General features: G+C 55.6%; 1 protein-coding gene. It reads right to left on the minus strand.

The genetic code is table 11. The features are described 5' to 3' along the window. The coding region (locus EYC87_RS19400; RefSeq protein WP_279254354.1) for a Calx-beta domain-containing protein at positions 1 to 678 on the minus strand (678 nt) is incomplete at both ends.

Consider the following 678-nt stretch of genomic DNA (forward strand, 5'->3'; position numbering starts at 1 on the left):
CTCGGGTGGAGGGTTATCGTTATCCTGAATTGTCACCACGCCCTGCGGATCGGCGATCGTGGCATTGCTCGCATTGCTCAAGTTAAGCAGCAGGTTCTCGGTGGACTCAACTAAAGCATCATCCAGTGTCACCACGGTGATATTCAGCGCGGTCTGGCCAGGCGCAAACGTCAGCGTGCCTGAGGTGCCCAGGTAATCACCGTCGACTTCAATAGCAGTGCCGTCGGCGCTGACAAAGTCCACGGTAACCGCCTCTTCTACGGCACGGGACAGAGAAACAACAACAGATGCAGTTTCTCCCTCAGTAACCGTATCGTCACCGATAGAAATGGTGGGCTCTTCATAGATATCGATGATTTCAACCACGCCCTGTCCGTCGCCAATCGTGGCGTTGGTGGGATCGCTGAGGTTGACGTTAAGAAACTCGGTCGGCTCGTTCAGGTTGTCTTCATTGGTCGACACGGTCACAACCGATTCGGTCTGACCAGGCTGGAAGGTAATGGTGCCAGTGGCGGGATCATAATCGCTCCCAGAAACCGTCGCTGTGCCGTCGGCAGTCGCAAAGTTCACCGTAACCGCCTGATCCGAGGCTTTAGACAGCGTCACTGTAACGGCTGCCGTGTCACCTTCAACGACCACATCATCGCCAATATTGATCACTGGCGGCTCGACTGGCGG

This window comes from Candidatus Seongchinamella marina, from assembly GCF_026262685.1.
Classification (GTDB): Bacteria; Pseudomonadota; Gammaproteobacteria; order Pseudomonadales; family Halieaceae; genus Halioglobus; species Halioglobus marinus.